The following is a 16,441-nucleotide window of genomic DNA, read 5'->3' as shown; positions in this document are numbered from 1 at the left end:
CGCCATGGTTAATTCCCGTGAATACTAAGACAAGTTGTATGCGTTCAACAATCCGAATGATTATCGAACCCAGAAAAACACGGAACTTGTTAATTCTTGTTTAACGACCAATGCTCCGAAAACGTTTAAAACCCGCAAATGCAACTAACCGCATGAAATTTCTGTTTATTTCAATCCTGAAGGGCAATCGGTTCTGCGGATGGCTTGCCAAGGATCATATCCGCGGCCTTCTCACCGATCATCATGGTCGATGCGTTCAGGTTAGCCGAGGGCATGGTGGGCATGATCGAGGCGTCGACAACCCTGAGGCCTTCCAGTCCCCTAACCTTTAGCTGATCGTCAACCACCGCTGTCTTATCGCTGTCCGGCCCCATCCGGCACGTGCCCATAAGATGGAACGTCGTGGTGCCGCGCTCACGGGCCGCTGCCAGCAGCTCGTCATCGCTCTGCACGCCCGGGCCGGGATAAAGCTCGCCGTCGAAATAAGGCTTCAGCGGTTCGGTCTGCAACAGGCGCCGGGCGAGTTTCATGCCCGAAAGCAACACCTGCCGATCCGTCTCGTCCGCCAGGTAATTCGGCTGGATCGCCGGTGCCTCGAATGGGTCGGCATTGCGGGCGCGGATATAGCCGATACTCTCCGGCCGTTGCTGCCAGGAAGCGATGGTCATGCCCGGCAGGTCGTCCAGCTTGGACTGTACGCCCTGCTTGTAGCTGGCCGGCGTGAAGGTGAATTGCAGATCACTGTTCCGGGCCGTCTCGTTGGAGTGCCAGAAGCAATAGACCAGTGTCGGGCTGAGGCCGAGGATGCTTTTCTGTCCGGTGAAATATTTGAAAATTTCGCCCCAGAGCCGCGGCCCGCGCGCCAGCTCGTTGATGCTGTTCGAGTTCTTGACCCGGGCGGTGAAACGCGGCGCGTAATGGTCCCGCAAATTCTCTCCGACCCCCGGCAGTGCATGCTGGACATCGATGCCCAGTCCGCGCAGCAGCTCCGGATCGCCAACACCGGAGAGCTGCAGCAGCTGCGGCGAGTTCACCGCGCCGCCGCAAAGGATCACCTCCCGCCGGGCGAAGACATCCGTCACGATCCCGTGCCGGCCGCCTTCGGAATAGCGGATGCCTGTGGCTTTCTTGCCCTCGAACAGGATTTTCGTCGCATGCGCATGGGTCCGCACGGTCAGGTTCTTGCGTTTCATCGCCGGACGCAGATAGCCGCGTGCCGTGCTCATCCGGCGGCGGCCGTAGATCGTCCGCTGGGCGTAGGAAACACCTTCCTGAATCTTGCCGTTGTAATCCTTGTTGTGCGGAATGCCGAGGCTTTCGGCTCCCTTGATGAAGGCATCGCAGAGCGGATGCTGCCAGTCGATATCGGTGACTGCCATGTTCCCCTCGCGGCCCCGGAACGTATCCTCGCCCTCGCCGATGCGATGTTCGGTCCGCTTGAAATAGGGCAGCACGTCGGCATAGCCCCATCCCCGGTTGCCGCGCTGGGCCCAACCGTCGAAATCGAGGCGCTGGCCGCGATTGTAGATATGTCCGTTGATGGAGCTGGAGCCGCCCAGGGTCTTGCCGCGCGGCGCTGCGATGGAGCGGCCGCCGGTCCAGTAGCTTGGTTCGCTCTCGTACAGCCAGTTCACGGACGGGTCGACCAGTGTCTTCATGAAGCCGGCCGGGATATGGATCATCGGATGATAGTCCGGCGGGCCCGCCTCAAGCAGGCACACGGTCACGGACGGGTCCGCACTGAGCCGGTTCGCGAGGATACAACCGGCCGAGCCGGCGCCGACGATCACATAATCAAAGCTGGTCATTGAAGGCGTTTCCAAGGGTGGGGATAGCGTTTCTGAGATTTTGTTTATTAACCCCATCATTGCGCAAGCATGGCCGGTTGCGCAATTTGGTTTCCTCATGGAGCCGAACCGATTAAGAGAAGGCCCGTGTCATCTGGCGGTTTTATGCTGCTCTTCATAAGAAACTCTGGAGGATCAGAGATGAAGCATCTCTTCACGCGCCGCGCCGTGATGGCGGGCCTTACGGCACTCGGCGTCATCGCCGGGACCATCGGAACGGCCGCTGCTGCTGACAAGATCACCGTCGGCGCGCTCCGTTTCACCTCGCATGCAGGCGGCTTCGTCGCCTTCGAGAAGGGGTATTTCGCCGAGCAGGGTCTTGAGGTCGAGTTCAAGTTCTTCCAGGCCGCCCAGCCCATGGCCGTGGCGATCGCCTCCGGCGACGTCGATTTCGGCGTCACCTCGATCACCGGCGGTCTCGTCAACCTCGCCGACAAGGGCGCGGTCAAGGTGATCGGCGGCGTGCTGCAGGAAGAAAAGGGCATCGATGGTTCCGCCATCCTGGTCAGCACCGCTGCTTACGAGGCCGGCCTGACCAGCCCGGACAAGCTCGCGGGCCACAGCCTCGGCATCACCCAGACCGGCTCCTCCTTCCACTACATGGCCTCCCAGGTCGCGGCGAAGGAAGGCTTCGACATCTCGAAGATTTCCCTGAAGCCGCTGCAGAAGGTCGGTGCCATCATCGGCGCCCTGAAATCCAGCCAGATCGATGCCATGATCATCGTCCCGCACATCGCCAAACCGCTGTCGAAAAGCGGCGCCGCGAAGATCATCGGCTGGATCGGCGACTATGACGACTATCAGGTGACCACCGCCTTCACCTCCGCCAAAAACGCCGCCGCGCGTCCGGAGCTGGTGAAGAAATTCGTCGCCGCCTACGCCAGGGGCGCGGCCGATTTCAACGCCGTCATGGTCGACAAGGCCAAGGGCGATCCGGCCATCGAAGAGATGACCAGGCTGATCCACAAATATGTCTATACCAGCCGTCCTTTCGAGAAGGCCGCGCCGTCGATCAAGAATGGCGCCATGCGGCTGCAGCCGGGCCTCAAGCTGAACCTGACCAACGTGAAGAAGCAGCTTGCCTGGTTCCAGAGCGAAGGACTGGTCGGCAAGGACATCTCGATCGACACGCTGGTCGACACGCAATTCGTCGAAACCTACTGATCCGACGCGCCCGGCTCTCCGGAGCCGGGCGCGAACGGGCGCCGCGAGCAGCCATGCAACTGACACTGAACGGCATCAGCCACCGCTATGGCGGCATGCCGGTTCTGAGCGATATCACCCTCGACATCCCCGCCGGCGAGATCGTCTGTATCGTCGGCCCGTCAGGCTGCGGGAAATCGACCCTGCTGCGCCTGATCGGCGGGCTGGAACGCCCGGATGAAGGTGCCGTTCTCGAGCATGGCGCCCCACCGGACGACAGCCTCAATCCACTGACCTATATCTTTCAGGATTTCGCCCTGCTGCCCTGGCGCAGCGTTGCCGGGAACGTCTCTCTGGTGCTGGAAGATCACGGACTCGGCAAGGCGGAGACCGATGCCATCATCGATGATGTGCTGGCCCGCACCAAACTTTCCGATTTCAAGACTGCTCTGCCGCGCCAGCTTTCCGGCGGCATGAAGCAGCGGGTGGCCATCGCCCGCGCCCTCGCCGTCCGCCCCGCCGTCCTGCTGATGGACGAGCCGCTCTCGGCACTGGACAGCCAGACCCGCGAGCTGCTGATGGACGATCTTGTCGGCCTCTGGTCGAAAACGCCCTTCACCGCCGTCTATGTGACCCATAACCTGAACGAGGCCGTCCGCCTCGGGCACAGGATCGTCGTGCTGTCCCGCCGTCCGGGACGTATTCGGGAGGTCGTCTCCATCGACATGCCACTGGCCGAGCGCGCCGCCCGCGTGGGCGAGCTTGCCGCAAAGCAGGAACAGCTCTGGTCCTTGATCCGCGATGAAGCGGCCGCCGCCGACATGGAGCTGATCGATGCCTGAAGCTCCCATGTCGCAACCCGTTCCCTTCCGTGGCGGCGGCTTCAACCCGCGCCCGCGCGCCCTGTTCGGCCTTGCTCTGATGGTGGTCTTGGTTGCCATCTGGGAGATCGGCTGCCGGACCGGGATTATTCATCCGCTGGTTCTGCCCGCACCGAGCGAAGCGGCCACGGCCTTCATGGATCTGCTGGACAGCGGCATGCTGTGGAAGCATCTCGGCGCCTCGCTCTCGCGACTGGTGATCGGCTGGACGGCCGGAACCATTCTCGGCATCGCCGTGGGCTTTGCGATCGGGCTGTTCTCCCTCGCCCGGGCCGGGCTGGTACCGCTGGTCGCCGCGATCTTTCCTATTCCGAAGATCGCGCTACTGCCGCTGTTCATCATCTGGTTCGGCATCGGCGAAGGCTCGAAGGTTGCCACCATCCTGTTCGGCACCTTCTTCCCGACCGTGGTGGCGACCTATGGCGGGGTGGATAACGTAGACCGGGGCCTAATCCGCATGGGCCAGTCCTTCGGCATGTCCTGGTTCTCCATCGTCCGCAAGATCATCCTGCCGGGCGCCCTGCCCGCGATCCTGCCGGGCTTCCGGATCTCCGCCGCCATCGCCATCGTGCTGCTGGTCGCCGCCGAAATGATTGGTGCGGAGTTCGGCGTTGGCGCTTATATCCTGATGGCCGGCAGCCTGATGGCAATGGACCAGCTCATTGCCGGTGTCGCCATCCTTTCGACGATAGGTCTCACCGTCTCCTGGATCATCGGCCGGGCGGAAAAAGCGCTGCTGCGCTGGCGGGTCTAACGTCCTACGGCAATGCTGTTCCGTTCAGACGCCAATCGTAGCTGTCTCCCTCGATCTGCTTGACCTCTGGTAAGGAGGCCGCGAGTTCCCCTTTCGCATAGTCCCGCAGATGCGCGATCACACCTGCATCAGTGCCGCCGAAATCAGCTTCGAACCAGTCGTAGATGCTGGAGACGTAAAGCTTTCCCTCCTCGATCCGGACACCACGCGGATGGTTGATGAAGGCAATCGCCGCTTCTTCCAGAAATGCTTCCGCATTCCCGGCCGTCATCGCATATGGCTGCAGGTTTGGGCACCCGATGGAGGCGCAGTTCACGACGTAGTGGATACGTGGATCGCGCCAGACCGGACGCAGAATGCGGTGCTCTATATCGTCCAGCGAGAGCGCTTTGCCTTCCACCGTGACCAGCGTCTTTCCCCACGGCCCGTCGGCGAAGAAGCCGGGCGATATGTCGATATCCCGGATAGAGGCGACCGGATAATGCTCCAGCACCACGCGGACAGTCAGTGCGTTGTAGAGATTGACCCAGAACGGAAGCTGCTCTGCTCGGGACAGGGAATGCACGGGGACGGACGCGAGCATATCGATATAGCCATCGAGATTAGCCTTGCCCTCCGGCGTTACGGCCCCATAGGCAACCCGGTTTATGCCGTCGCTTCCCGGCCGGACATATTGCCCGAGGAACCGGTCCCAGGCCGCGTGATCCACGATGATGCCGCTGGCCGGGTCATGCGCCGCCCAGATATCCCAAAGCGCGGCTTTCGGCGCCGCACCAGCCGGCATGCTCCAGGCAACCACAACGACAAGCAGCGCAACAGCCCGCCTCAGAAAACTCATCCCTGCATACTCCGCTCAGCAATTCGGGTCAGCACCGCTGGATTCAGATGCCAATGTGCGTATGGTATTGCCTCGCGGCAATCTCCCGCACCCTCACCTTCCTTCACGTCGCCGTAAGGCGCCCAGCGCGAAGCACGAAAAACGCCAGAACGAGAAGACCATCGCAATGGACCTGATTACCCTTGAAGGCTCCGCTTACGACCTCGGTTACGGGCTTGGACGAAAAGCCGCCAAAGCAATCGCCGAAGCCTCCTTCGCAACACCGCAGTTCCGTGCTCTGGAGCAATGGCTCAGCTCGGAGCGCCTGAAGGGGCTGGAAGCCGCCGCCCGCCATGCCTTCCCCGACTATGTCCGGGAAATCGAAGGCATCGCGGACGGCGCAGGACAGCCTTTCGAGAAGGTTTTCCTCTGGAATTGCCGGGGCGATCTCCGGGATCTGGTGCGCAGTGACGAGGATGCCTGCACCAGCCTGATGCTGCCGGCTGAAGGTGATCGTCCAGCAATGCTCGCCCATAACGAGGACGGCGCACCGGAGCTGGCGGGGCAGGGCTTCATCGCCCACTTCAAGCCAGAAACCGGTCCAGCTTTCTCCGCCTATTGCTACCCCGGCATGCTGCCGGGCCACGCCTTTGGCTGGAACGCGGCAGGCATCGTCCAGACCATCAACAATATCCGCCCGCATGACCTGACAATCGGCATTCCCCGGCATGTCATCACCCGCGCCGTGCTCTCCGCCACGACACTGGAGCAGGTGCTGGAAATCGTCGGGCGCACCGACCGGGCTTCCGGCTTCCATCACAATTTCGCCGACGGCACCGGACGGATGATTTCGGTCGAAGCGCCTGCAAGCGGGATGATCGCACTCGAAGTAACGGCGCCGCACGCTCATACAAATCACCTGATCCGGCCCGCATTCTCCGGCATCGCGCAGACCGTCTCGGACTCCTCCCGCGAACGGCAGGCACGGGCGGACGCAATGCTGCGCACAGGAGAGCGCGATGTTCTGACAATCCTGTTCGACCGCACAGTCCAGGAATTCCCCATTCTGTGCCGGGCTGAACATGATGCGAGCGACAGCTATACGCTGGCGACCTTCTCATGCAGCTTCGGCGCGGACGGCATGGAATGGGCGGTACATCACGGCCCGGACCGGACAGCCGTCGTCACGGGAGCCTCGGCATGACCGGCATACGTCACCTGGGCGAGGATTGATCCGATATGCGCCTCGATAAACCCATCGCTCTGCTCGCCGTCGCGGAAACCATTGTCTGGGCCGGTCTCTATTACATCTTCCCGGCCCTGCTGGTGCATTGGGAAGCCGATCTCGGCTGGTCGAAGACAGAGCTGACCGGCGCCTTCACCGCCTCCATCGCCATGAGCGCGCTCTGCTCTCCCATCGTCGGCAATCTGGTCGACCGGGGGCATGGGGCGGCGGTTCTCAGCGGCGGGACACTGATCGGCGGCATCCTGATCGCCCTGCTCTCCCTGGTGGACAGCCTGCCTGTCTTCTACGCCGTCTGGTGCGGGCTCGGCATGGCCATGTCCGCCTGCCTTTACGAGCCCTGTTTCATGCTGGTCACCCGGACCCGAGGCGTCTCCGCGAAGCGCGGGATTACGCTTATCACGCTGGCGGCCGGGTTTGCCGGCACCGTCTCCTTCCCGAGCGCGCATGCGCTGGTCGCTTATGCTGACTGGCACCTCGCGGTTCAGGTTGCGGGCGCCGCCGTCTGCCTTGTCGCACTGCCGCTGATGATCGCGGGAACACGTGAGCTGGAACGCACCAGAACGACCCATGTGCCCCCGCCAGCAGCGAGCTCCGGCGCACATGCTGCCGTGCAGCCGAAGAAATCGGCGTTCCTCGCCAACCCGACATTCTGGCTGCTCGCCATCGGCTTTTCCCTGATGGCGATTTCCCATGGCGTGGTCATCAACCACCTGCTGCCCTTGCTGAAGGAACGGGGTGTCGACGCCGCCATCGCCGTCGCGGCCGCGTCGATGATCGGCCCGATGCAGGTGCTCGGCCGGGTGGTGATGATGGCGGTCGAGCGCTACATCTCGAACTTCGTTGCCATGTGCTACTGCTTCATCGCCGTCGCCATTGCCTGCGTCCTGCTGATCGGCGCCGGCGCATGGCCGATCCTGCTTGTCGGGTTCGTCTTCCTGCAGGGCAGCGGCTACGGCCTGACCAGCATCATGAAGCCGGTGGTCACCCGCGAGATCATGGGCGAGACGAATTTCGGCTCGATCGCCGGGGCCATGGCCCTGCCCTATCTCGCCTGCTTCGCCGCCGCTCCGTTCCTCGGCTCCCTGTTCTGGGAAATTGGCGGTTACGACTTCGCGCTCGAAGTGGTCGTCGGCACCTCGATCATCGGATTTTTCTGCTACCTGCGGGCGGCCACGCGAGCCGGGAAAACCGCTTGAGTCCCGGTATCGGCAACAGGGGTAACGGCAACGGGACTTGACCTCTCCCGCAGGGGCGATAGAACCGGCGGGACCATCCGCCGAACCGTCTGGAACATGGCCATGGAGACCGGGATTGTGAGACCTATGATCGGAGCCCTTCCGGCCTGGTTCATTCCAGCCGGCCTCGTGGCCTTCGCCTCATCCATGCTCGGCGGCGCGTTTGCCTTCCAGTATATCGGTGGCCTCGCCCCCTGCGTCCTGTGCCTCTACCAGCGCTATCCACATGCGGCGGCAATTGTTCTTGGCCTGCTTGGCCTCGCCCTTGTCCGCCGTGCGCCCGGGGCCACGCGCTGGCTCTGCGTACTGGGCGGGCTGGCCCTGCTCACGAGCGCCGGGATCGGGTTTTTCCATGTCGGCGTCGAGCATCTCTGGTGGGAAGGCACCGCCGAATGCGGTGCGACCTCGATGCCGGACAGTCTGGAAGCGCTGAAGGCGCAGCTCATGAACCAGCCGATCGTCCGCTGTACGGACATCGCCTGGGAAATGTTCGGCATCTCGATGGCCGGATATAATTTCCTGCTCTCCGCCGCCGCGGGCTGCCTTGCCATCCTCCTCAGCCTGCCGCGCCGGGTCTGACAGCATGAACGCGCAGCCTGGGGAACACGCGTCCGACCGCACCTCCTGGCTTGATATCCTGCTGATTTTCCTGAAGCTCGGCTGCACCAGCTTCGGCGGCCCGGTCGCCCATATCGGCTATTTCCGCACCGAATTTGTTGAGCGCCGGAAATGGTTTGACGACGGGACCTATTCGGAACTGGTGGCGCTTTGCCAGTTTCTGCCCGGCCCGGCCAGCAGCCAGGTCGGCTTCGCCATCGGCCTGCTGCGCGGCGGCATTCCCGGCGCACTGGCCGCCTGGATCGGCTTCACCCTGCCATCGGCTGCTTTGCTGGTTGCCTTCGCCTATGGCGTCACTGTCGCAGGCGGAGCGGAAGGACAAGGCTGGCTGCACGGACTGAAACTGGTCGCTGTCGCCGTTGTCGCGCAGGCCGCATTGCAGATGGGGCGCTCCCTCTGCCCTGACGCACCACGTGCAAGCCTCGCCGTCTGTGCCGCTGCCTTCATGCTCATGGCGACACCAGCCTATGGCCAGCTGCTTGTGATCCTTGCCGGGGCCATTGCCGGACTGTTGTTGCCGAAGTCTGGTGACACTCCCCCGACCGGCACGGCCATGAAGCCGGGGATCGGCACCAGGACAGCGCTGGCGCTTTTCGCCCTGTTCGCCGGGCTGCTGGCTGGCCTGCCCTTGCTGGCCGCACAATCCGGCCAACCGCTTCTCCAGCTTGCCGATATTTTCTACCGGGTCGGCGCGCTTGTTTTCGGCGGCGGGCATATTGTTCTGCCCATGCTGCAGGCGGAGATCGTGCCGCCGGGCATTATCGGCAACGACGCGTTTCTCGCGGGCTACGGCATGGCCCAGGCCGTACCGGGGCCGCTCTTCACCTTTGCCGCCTATCTCGGTGCCGTCATCGCCCCGTCCGGCAGCGAGATCCCCTATGCCGCAGCAGCGCTGCTCGCAATTTTCTTCTCCAGCTTCCTGCTGGTCCCGGCCGCCCTGCCCTTCTGGGCCAGACTGAGAGGCAACAACAAGGCGCATGCAGCCCTGCGCGGCGTCAATGCGGCGGTCGTCGGCCTCATCCTGGCGGCGCTTTACGACCCGGTTTTCATCGGGGCAGTAACATCACCGGCGGACTTCGCCCTGGTTGCGGCGGCCTATCTCGCGCTGGCGGCCTGGAAGCTGCCGCCCTGGCTGGTCGTGCTGCTCGGCGCGCTGGTGGGATGGGGACTTCAGGCGGCTCTCTGAACGCAGACAAGCAACCCTCCTGCGTCAGCCAGTAAAAAGGGGAGGCAAGACTGCCTCCCCATAAGCCCAGATATGAATGACGATTATCAGGATCGCACACCGGCGAGGAACGCGCCTGCCCGCTGGCGCAGATCCGTCGCCACATCGCCCAGCTTGTCCGCGAACTCATTGACCTTGGCCGCATAGGTCTCGGTCTGGGCTGCAGACTCGTTCAGATTGTTCACCTCGGCGGCGACACTTGCAGATCCGTTGGCGGCAGCCTGAACATTCTGCACGATCTCCTGCGTCGCGGCGCTTTGCTCCTCAACAGCGGAGGCAAGGGAGCCGCCGACCTCATTGATTTGGGAAATCACCTGCTTGATCTGTCCGATGGCCTCGACGGCGCTGGCCGTTTCGGACTGCACGCTGCCGATTTTCGTGCGGATGTCGTCCGTCGCCTTCGCGGTCTGGCTCGCCAGGTTCTTCACCTCAGAGGCGACAACGGCAAAGCCCTTGCCCGCCTCACCGGCCCGCGCCGCCTCGATAGTGGCATTGAGGGCAAGAAGATTGGTCTGTTCGGCGATCTCGCTGATCAGCGCAACCACTTCACCGATCTCGTTCGCCGACACTTCAAGCGAAGCAACAATCTTGTTGGTCGTCTCCGCCCGGTCCACGGCATCGCCGGAGATCGTCGTCGCCTCACTGGTCTGCCGGCTGATCTCCGAGATCGAGGCCGTCAGTTGTTCAGCCGCCGTGGCGACGGAATTGACATAGTCTGACGCCTGTTCCGTCAGGCGTGCCGCGTTCTGGGCCTGTGCGGTGGTCCGGTTCGCGACTTCCTGCATGTCGGCAGCGTTTTTCGACATGTCCTGCACGGTCGCCGACAGGCTCTCCGTCGCTCCGCCGATATCCCGCTCGAACCCGTCAGCCAGGGCATCCTGGGTGCGTTTGCGTTCCTCAAGATTGCCGCGCTCGGCTTCCGCCTGCTGAGCCCGCAGAGCCTCGTTTTCGGCAACCCGGTCGCGCAGCACCAGAAGAGCCTGCCGCATCTGCTCGATTTCACCAACCGATGCCCGTGCCGGTTCCTTGAACTTCGTATTGCCGGACGCAACCGCGTTCAGGCCGGAATTGATCCGGTCGATATCCCGGCGCAGGCGGGAGATGAAGTAGAACAGAACCAGACCGATGACCGCGCAGAGCGCTATGGCAATCAGGGTTTGCTGGATCAGCTCCTGGCTCAGTTTTTCATCGAGATCATCGAGATAGATCCCGCTGGCAAGATAGACCTTCTGGCCGGGAACCGGGCGGGCATAGGAGATCTTCCGGAGCCCTCCCCGGGTCGAATAGCTATAGGCACCGCCACCGGCCTTCGCGAGATCCCACAATCCGTTCCGGCTATCCGACTTCGGATCGCACGAGCCTTCGTCCTGCGGTTTTGAAGGGTACAGAACAAGACAGAACTTATCGTCGACCAGGAAGACGTAATTACCGTTGTTGAAGCGGAAATTACGGATCGCTTCTTTCGCCTCGTCGAGACTCTTGCCCTCATCCAGCTCATTTTTGAGGATTGCCAGAGCCCCTTCCGTGATGTGGGACGCCTGCTCAATCTTGGCCTGGGTCAACGCATCTTTCTGGGACATGAAGTTCAAGCCGATGATCCCGGCGATGATAGCCAGGATCGCGCCAATAAGTATGGCGATCAGGTGATTAAAGCGCATGCCTGCTCACTCTCGGATTGCTGAGAAAAAGAGATTGTCGATCGGGAGGATCCGAACGGCCGGTGGAAGTTAATTTACGCCCAATACCTACACTGAAAATATGACTATTTACAAATGCATATCCGGGAAAAATGCCCTCTCAGACAATAAAATCGAGGTTGGCGTCAGTAGAGTGGAATGAAACGAAGTAAAATAGAATTTGAGCTAAAAACCCGGACGGGTTTCGAATGCGTCCTGCTCAAGTTCGCTATCCCAGTAGAGATAGTCGCGCCAGCTTTCATGCAGGTAGTTGGGCGGGAAGGCCCGGCCGTTTTCCTGTAGCAGATATGTCGACGGCTGCACCGGCTTGACGATCGGCATGAAGCCGCGTGGCGTCGGCATCTTGTTGCCCTTGTGCAGATTGCAGTACCCGCAGGCGGTCACGACATTCTCCCAACTGGTCCTGCCGCCGCGTGAGCGCGGTATGACGTGATCGAAAGTCAGTTCCTGTGTCGGGAACCTTGTGTCGCAATACTGGCAGCTGAACCGGTCCCGCAGGAACACGTTGAACCGGGTGAAGGCCGGGCGCCGGGATTGCGGCACGAATTCCTTCAGCGCGATCACGCTCGGCAGCTTCATCTCGAAACTCGGCGAGCGCACCACATGATCATATTCGGAGAGAATATTGACCCGGTCCAGGAACACCGCCTTGACGACATCCTGCCAGGACCAGAGGGACAGGGGAAAGTAGCTGAGCGGTCTGAAATCAGCGTTCAAAACAAGGGCCGGAGAAGGATGAGCTGCTGATAGGGCGTTCACGCGTTTCTCTCCGACCTGCCGAGGAATTACCGACTAGGAAACTGGCGGGGGCGCGTCACGCCCGGCCACAATATGTTGTGGGGTATAACGATGTTCATGTCTCGTCGACCTCAGTTTCCAACGTCTTGTGCTCCAGGAGCACCCGCTTGATATCAATATATTGTTACGGTTTTTCGAACTTGTCACCGGAGAAATTGCGGGTCTTCTCCCGGATCGCGGGAAAGCCTTGCTGCTTGCCGCTATTGAGGTAGCACGCGCCGCAAAAAGGCAAGCCCCCGGCCCAGCCCTTCCTCGTCAATGCCATGCCCTAATCCGGGGCGGGACAACGATTCGACCTCGATCCCCACGGCCTGCAACGCCGCCTCGGCGGCCGGCATCGCCGCGTGCGGCACGACCTCGTCCGCCAGCCCGTGGATCAGCGAGACAGGTGGCTTTCCGGCCACTTCCTCCGCCAGCAATCCACCGGCGACAAGCGCGCCGGAATAGCCGAGCACACCGGCGGGAGCCTGTTTCAGGCGCGGCGCCAGATGCAACGACATCATGGTGCCCTGGGAGAACCCGACCAGCGCCAGACGGTCCCAGCCAAGACCGGTGCGCTTCAATTCGGCTTCAAGGAAATTTTCCAGGATCGGAGCAGCCTGCCGCACGCCGTCAAGCATGACCTCCTCGGTCCGGACCTGCAGGCTGAACCATTGCCGGCCATATGGTGCCATGTCGCAGGGATAGGGGGCGTTGGGGGAGACAAACTCGACATGCGGCAGATGCGGCGCCCAGACCGGCGCGAGGCCGATCAGGTCATTGCCGTCCGCCCCGAGCCCGTGCAGTAGCACCACCAGCGCCGTCGGCGCCTCACCGCTCGCGGCCGCCATGCGCGGCCCTTCAAGTTCGATCATCTCCGTCTCCCATACTGTGTCGCGGGAGACCGGTTTCGCTCCCTTACCTGCTACGCTACCTATATCAGGAACGGCTCTTCGCCAAGTTTTGGAGGCACCTCTGTCCGCTTCATCCCTTCCGCCATCGCCGGCCGGCACCGTCACACGCTTCGCTCCATCTCCGACCGGCGACCTGCATCTGGGCCACGCCTATTCGGCCCTGTTCGCGGCGGAGCAGGCAAGGCGTGATGGTGGCACCTTCCTGCTGCGGATAGAGGATATCGACATCACCCGCTGCAAGCCGGAGCATGAAGCGGCCAATCTTGAGGATCTCCGCTGGCTTGGTCTGTCCTGGCCGGAACCCGTCCGCCGCCAGTCGGAACATTTCGGGTTTTACCAAACCGCTCTCGACCGGCTGGAAGAGATGGGATTGCTCTATCGCTGTTTCCTGTCACGGCGAGAGCTGAATGACGCCCTCTCGGCCCCCCATGGCGCGCCCCCAAAAGCGCCGGTGGATACTGACATGCTGTTATCCGATGCGGAGCGCCAGCGAAGGCTGGATTCCGGCAAGCCTTTCGCGCTCCGTCTGCGCATGGCCCGCGCCATAGAGCGCGTCGGCCCGTTGACCTGGGCGGACAGGCACCGTGGCGAGCATCAGGCACGCCCGGAGATTTTCGGCGACGTTGTCCTTGCCCGGCGGGACATTCCGACGAGCTACCATCTCGCTGTGACGCTCGACGACGCGCTGCAGGGCATCACTCTGGTCACCCGGGGTGAGGACCTGCTGGATGCGACCCATATCCATCGGCTGCTGCAGGCCCTGCTCGCCCTCCCCACCCCCGACTACCTGCATCACGGGTTATTGCGGGGCGAGGATGGCAGGCGATTGGCCAAGCGGGAGCAGTCCACCGCCATCCGTGACTTGCGCGCGGCCGGTCACAGTCCCGGGGATGTCCGCGCCATGGTCCGGGCCCAGAATCCCGACTGACGCCAAACCGGAACCGCCAAATGATTGAATAGGTCACTTGTCGGCAACCTCCGCCGGGGGATTAAATTGCAATAACAAAAAAAACAAACCAGAGGAGGAACAGATGGCCCAGTCCAGAATGGCCGAGCATGCGCTCGACATCAGACCGATAGCCGGCGCCATGGGCGCGGAAATTCACGGCGTCGATGCATCCCGGGAACTTGATGACACGACCGTCGCAGCGCTCCGCAAGGCTCTGCTCGACCATCTCGTTGTCTTCCTGCCCGACCAGACATTGACCCCGGAACAGCAGCTCCGCTTCGCCCGCCGGTTCGGCGAGCCGATGATCTATCCCTTCGTAAAGGGCCTCGACGGTTTTCCCGAAGTGACACCGATCCTGAAAAAGGAAGAGGACCGCAACAATTTCGGCGGTATCTGGCATTCCGATACAGTTTATCAGGACGAGCCGCCCATGGGGACAATGCTCTATGCACTGGAATTGCCCCCGTTTGGCGGAGACACGCTCTTCGCCAACCAGTATCTCGCCTATGACAGCCTGTCCGACGGCATGAAGGCGCTCCTCGCGCCCCTTAAAGCCATCAATATTTCAGGCAAGGGCCGGGTCCAGCAGACCAGGACCGACATGATGAAACATGCCTCGGCCGGACTGAAGGGCGATGAGCTCGAATCCTGTCACCCCGTGATCCGCACCCACCCTGAAACCGGCCGGAAAGCACTCTACGTGAATGTCGCGCATACGGTCCGGTTCGACGGCATGACAGAAGAGGAAAGCACCCCCATTCTGGAGTATCTGTTCGAGCACCAGATTCAGCCCGAATTCACCTGCCGGTTCCGCTGGTCACAGGGCGCCGTCGCCTTCTGGGACAACCGTGCGGCGATGCATTATCCGATCAATGATTATCATGGATATAGGCGCCTGATGCACCGGATCACACTCATTGGTGACCGGCCATTCCAATAAAGCAACAGCTTAGGGAAACGGCCCCTCAAACTAGATACAATTTCACTAAACACACCACTAAATCATGTGGCGCCTGTTCTCGATTGCACTTAGTCTTGTGAAGTGGCGGCGAAGAATATAGCCGTCGGCACCATGCTCAAAAGGGGGAGGGCATGGCCGACTTTGTTCAGATAGATCAAACGGGAACGACCACATTGCCTCATCCAACCCTCCGGGGCCTAGGGGATTTGGAAAAGGATTCCGAGCAGCCGTTCGCGACCTCCGCGAGCGGCATCAGCCAGACTGACTTGCCGATTCCGATCGATGCAGTGCCGGATCCGCTTGTCGTTTTCGATGCCGAGGGCATCATTCGCGGGGCGAACAGGCTGCTGACCCAACTGCTCGGCTACAATGACAGCGCCCTTATCGGGCAACCGGTGGAAACGCTTTATCCGGACGCCGACCGGGCCGCACACAGGTCGGTCCGTCAAACCTTCCTTTCCCGCGCCTCGGACCCGATGCCAACCATGCATCGCGAGGTCTTTGCCCGGCGGCGCAACGGCACCCTGATCCCCATTGAGCTGTCGATGATGCTGGTCCCGACGGCTGTCGGCGTGATGTTCACCGCAAGCATGCGGGACAGCTCACGCCATGTCGAAATCGAGAAAGCCCTGACCGAAGCCGCGGACGAGGCAGATGCAGCCAATGTCGCCAAGAGCCGCTTCCTCGGCACCATGAGCCACGAGTTGCGCACACCGCTGAACGCGATCATCGGGTTTTCCGAGATGATCCAGCACGAGACACTCGGCCCCCTGCCGCACGAAAAATATGCGGATTATGTCCGGACCATTGGCGTTTCCGCACGCCATCTGCTCGACCTGATCAACGAGCTGATCGACCTGTCGCTGATCGAGGATAACAGCCTCCGGCTCAAGCTGGAACCTTCGGACATCAAGGAAATCCTGGAAGAGTGCCGGTCCGTCATCGAGCCCAAAGCGCACTCGCAGAGCCTTAAACTGCGTCTTTTGCTGCCCACCGGACAGACGGCTTACCCGGTCGACCCCCAGAGATTGCGGCAAGTGGTTCTCAACCTGCTCAGCAATGCGATCAAGTTCACGGATACCGGCGGCACCATCACCCTTGCACTGAGCAAGGACGCCACCGGCATGAAGGTCCAGGTTTCCGATACCGGCACCGGCATCGCTCCGGCGGTTCTGGAAAATATATTCGAGCTCTATGTGCGGTCGGAAACAGACCGCAACGTCACCGCCGGCGGGCTCGGTATCGGGCTGCATGTCTCCAAGCGCCTGACCGAAGCCATGGGCGGGAACATCACGATCACAAGCACGCTCGGCGAAGGCACGACAGTGACCCTGGCCTTCCCGCCGAGCACCGCGATCCCGGCGAACGAGCGCTAGC

The 16,441-nt window shown here is 61.8% G+C and carries 15 protein-coding genes; 10 read left to right on the top strand and 5 right to left on the bottom strand.

Annotation, left to right across the window (positions count from 1 at the left end; genetic code table 11):
• Positions 1–170 precede the first annotated feature (170 nt).
• The gene (locus tag AAC126_RS05785; RefSeq protein WP_339850940.1) at positions 171–1,808 is read right to left on the bottom strand and encodes a GMC family oxidoreductase N-terminal domain-containing protein; all 1,638 of its coding nucleotides are present in this window, start codon (positions 1,806–1,808) and stop codon (positions 171–173) included.
• Between the two features lie 180 nt (positions 1,809–1,988).
• On the opposite strand from AAC126_RS05785, the gene AAC126_RS05780 reads away from it, so the two are divergent.
• From AAC126_RS05780 to AAC126_RS05770, 3 genes are read left to right on the top strand one after another with little or no spacing between them, the layout of a single operon-like run.
• Positions 1,989–3,011, top strand: a complete 1,023-nt coding sequence (locus AAC126_RS05780) for an ABC transporter substrate-binding protein (RefSeq protein ID WP_339850937.1) — start codon at positions 1,989–1,991, stop codon at positions 3,009–3,011.
• 53 nt (positions 3,012–3,064) lie between these two features.
• Positions 3,065–3,832, top strand: a complete 768-nt coding sequence (locus tag AAC126_RS05775; RefSeq protein ID WP_339850935.1) for an ABC transporter ATP-binding protein — start codon at positions 3,065–3,067, stop codon at positions 3,830–3,832.
• Positions 3,825–4,625 carry an ABC transporter permease gene (locus tag AAC126_RS05770; protein ID WP_339850932.1) on the top strand — a complete coding sequence of 267 codons (801 nt, stop codon included), beginning with the start codon at positions 3,825–3,827 and terminating at the stop codon, positions 4,623–4,625. Before AAC126_RS05775 ends, AAC126_RS05770 begins: the two co-directional genes overlap by 8 nt.
• A 4-nt stretch (positions 4,626–4,629) precedes the next feature.
• Here AAC126_RS05770 and AAC126_RS05765 read toward each other — a convergent pair whose 3' ends face one another.
• A complete protein-coding gene (locus AAC126_RS05765; RefSeq protein ID WP_339850930.1) occupies positions 4,630–5,463 on the bottom strand; it encodes a DUF547 domain-containing protein in 834 nt (277 codons plus the stop codon).
• A gap of 166 nt (positions 5,464–5,629) precedes the next feature.
• On the opposite strand from AAC126_RS05765, the gene AAC126_RS05760 reads away from it, so the two are divergent.
• The 4 genes from AAC126_RS05760 to chrA all read left to right on the top strand — a co-directional run bounded on the left by AAC126_RS05760 (position 5,630) and on the right by chrA (position 9,727).
• Positions 5,630–6,646, top strand: coding sequence for a C45 family peptidase (locus AAC126_RS05760; RefSeq protein ID WP_339850928.1), 1,017 nt, complete (start codon positions 5,630–5,632; stop codon positions 6,644–6,646).
• Between the two features lie 35 nt (positions 6,647–6,681).
• Complete coding sequence (locus AAC126_RS05755) at positions 6,682–7,884, top strand: MFS transporter (RefSeq protein WP_339850926.1); 1,203 nt, start codon at positions 6,682–6,684, stop codon at positions 7,882–7,884.
• A 126-nt stretch (positions 7,885–8,010) separates the two neighbouring features.
• Positions 8,011–8,502, top strand: coding sequence for a disulfide bond formation protein B (locus tag AAC126_RS05750; protein ID WP_339850924.1), 492 nt, complete (start codon positions 8,011–8,013; stop codon positions 8,500–8,502).
• 4 nt (positions 8,503–8,506) lie between these two features.
• Positions 8,507–9,727 carry a chromate efflux transporter gene (gene chrA / locus AAC126_RS05745; protein ID WP_339850922.1) on the top strand — a complete coding sequence of 407 codons (1,221 nt, stop codon included), beginning with the start codon at positions 8,507–8,509 and terminating at the stop codon, positions 9,725–9,727.
• A gap of 86 nt (positions 9,728–9,813) precedes the next feature.
• Here the strand turns inward: chrA and AAC126_RS05740 are convergent, their stop codons facing one another.
• The 3 genes from AAC126_RS05740 to AAC126_RS05730 all read right to left on the bottom strand — a co-directional run bounded on the left by AAC126_RS05740 (position 9,814) and on the right by AAC126_RS05730 (position 13,115).
• Positions 9,814–11,424 (bottom strand): methyl-accepting chemotaxis protein, encoded by a 1,611-nt coding sequence (locus AAC126_RS05740; RefSeq protein ID WP_339850920.1) that lies wholly within the window; start codon positions 11,422–11,424, stop codon positions 9,814–9,816.
• A gap of 204 nt (positions 11,425–11,628) precedes the next feature.
• Complete coding sequence (locus tag AAC126_RS05735) at positions 11,629–12,222, bottom strand: HNH endonuclease (RefSeq protein ID WP_339850918.1); 594 nt, start codon at positions 12,220–12,222, stop codon at positions 11,629–11,631.
• A 239-nt stretch (positions 12,223–12,461) separates the two neighbouring features.
• On the bottom strand, positions 12,462–13,115 hold the full coding sequence (locus AAC126_RS05730; RefSeq protein WP_339850917.1) for an alpha/beta fold hydrolase: 654 nt from the start codon (positions 13,113–13,115) through the stop codon (positions 12,462–12,464).
• Between the two features lie 88 nt (positions 13,116–13,203).
• Here AAC126_RS05730 and gluQRS point away from each other — a divergent pair, with 88 nt between their 5' ends.
• From gluQRS to AAC126_RS05715, 3 genes are all read left to right on the top strand, one after another.
• A complete protein-coding gene (gene gluQRS / locus AAC126_RS05725) occupies positions 13,204–14,082 on the top strand; it encodes a tRNA glutamyl-Q(34) synthetase GluQRS (protein ID WP_339850915.1) in 879 nt (292 codons plus the stop codon).
• A 103-nt stretch (positions 14,083–14,185) separates the two neighbouring features.
• A complete protein-coding gene (locus AAC126_RS05720) occupies positions 14,186–15,043 on the top strand; it encodes a TauD/TfdA family dioxygenase (protein WP_339850912.1) in 858 nt (285 codons plus the stop codon).
• A gap of 227 nt (positions 15,044–15,270) precedes the next feature.
• A complete protein-coding gene (locus tag AAC126_RS05715) occupies positions 15,271–16,440 on the top strand; it encodes a PAS domain-containing sensor histidine kinase (protein ID WP_339850911.1) in 1,170 nt (389 codons plus the stop codon).
• The last annotated feature ends 1 nt before the right edge of the window (position 16,441 follow it).

This window comes from uncultured Nisaea sp. (assembly GCF_963974195.1).
Classification (GTDB): domain Bacteria; phylum Pseudomonadota; class Alphaproteobacteria; order Thalassobaculales; family Thalassobaculaceae; genus Nisaea.
Note: the sequence above shows the minus strand (reverse complement) of the source record. Positions and strands in the feature narration are given on the sequence as shown.

What these genes read in the sequence shown, in the direction of transcription:
- AAC126_RS05785 (WP_339850940.1), bottom strand. Translation starts at nt 1,808, where the DNA reads ATGACCAGCTTTGATTATGTGATCGTCGGCGCCGGCTCGGCCGGTTGT.
- AAC126_RS05780 (WP_339850937.1), top strand. Translation starts at nt 1,989, where the DNA reads ATGAAGCATCTCTTCACGCGCCGCGCCGTGATGGCGGGCCTTACGGCA.
- AAC126_RS05775 (WP_339850935.1), top strand. Translation starts at nt 3,065, where the DNA reads ATGCAACTGACACTGAACGGCATCAGCCACCGCTATGGCGGCATGCCG.
- AAC126_RS05770 (WP_339850932.1), top strand. Translation starts at nt 3,825, where the DNA reads ATGCCTGAAGCTCCCATGTCGCAACCCGTTCCCTTCCGTGGCGGCGGC.
- AAC126_RS05765 (WP_339850930.1), bottom strand. Translation starts at nt 5,463, where the DNA reads ATGAGTTTTCTGAGGCGGGCTGTTGCGCTGCTTGTCGTTGTGGTTGCC.
- AAC126_RS05760 (WP_339850928.1), top strand. Translation starts at nt 5,630, where the DNA reads ATGGACCTGATTACCCTTGAAGGCTCCGCTTACGACCTCGGTTACGGG.
- AAC126_RS05755 (WP_339850926.1), top strand. Translation starts at nt 6,682, where the DNA reads ATGCGCCTCGATAAACCCATCGCTCTGCTCGCCGTCGCGGAAACCATT.
- AAC126_RS05750 (WP_339850924.1), top strand. Translation starts at nt 8,011, where the DNA reads ATGATCGGAGCCCTTCCGGCCTGGTTCATTCCAGCCGGCCTCGTGGCC.
- chrA (WP_339850922.1), top strand. Translation starts at nt 8,507, where the DNA reads ATGAACGCGCAGCCTGGGGAACACGCGTCCGACCGCACCTCCTGGCTT.
- AAC126_RS05740 (WP_339850920.1), bottom strand. Translation starts at nt 11,424, where the DNA reads ATGCGCTTTAATCACCTGATCGCCATACTTATTGGCGCGATCCTGGCT.
- AAC126_RS05730 (WP_339850917.1), bottom strand. Translation starts at nt 13,115, where the DNA reads ATGATCGAACTTGAAGGGCCGCGCATGGCGGCCGCGAGCGGTGAGGCG.
- AAC126_RS05720 (WP_339850912.1), top strand. Translation starts at nt 14,186, where the DNA reads ATGGCCCAGTCCAGAATGGCCGAGCATGCGCTCGACATCAGACCGATA.